This is a genomic window from Halomonas sp. SIMBA_159 (assembly GCF_046536035.1).
Lineage (GTDB): Bacteria > Pseudomonadota > Gammaproteobacteria > Pseudomonadales > Halomonadaceae > Vreelandella > Vreelandella venusta_A.
Window position 1 is genome coordinate 1 of sequence record NZ_JAWJBT010000680.1, and the last position, 268, is coordinate 268.

Here is a 268-nt window from a genome sequence, read left to right on the forward strand (position 1 = left end):
CTGACAGCGTTTGGGTTCTGACATCACCGTCTGGTATAATCCACACTAAAAGTAAGCTTAACAAAGGAGCCGGACCATGGCTGAGCACCGCATTACCGAACTGCTGGCACTTCTCAAGCCTTACTGGCAGCAGTACCCGGATTTAAGCCTGAGCGGGGTCATGGCACAGCTGGCAAACGAAGCCGGATTTCAGGGGCCACTGATCGATGTGAGCGATGATATGCTGATTTATCAGCTGAAAATGCGACAGGAAAAGCAAGAGGCCATG

Annotated in this window: 1 protein-coding gene; it reads left to right on the top strand. The window is 51.5% G+C overall.

The window, feature by feature from the left end:
• Positions 1-76: 76 nt before the first annotated feature.
• On the top strand, positions 77-268 hold a 192-nt coding region (locus R0J87_RS20920; protein ID WP_498888665.1), incomplete at its 3' end, for a DUF1040 family protein.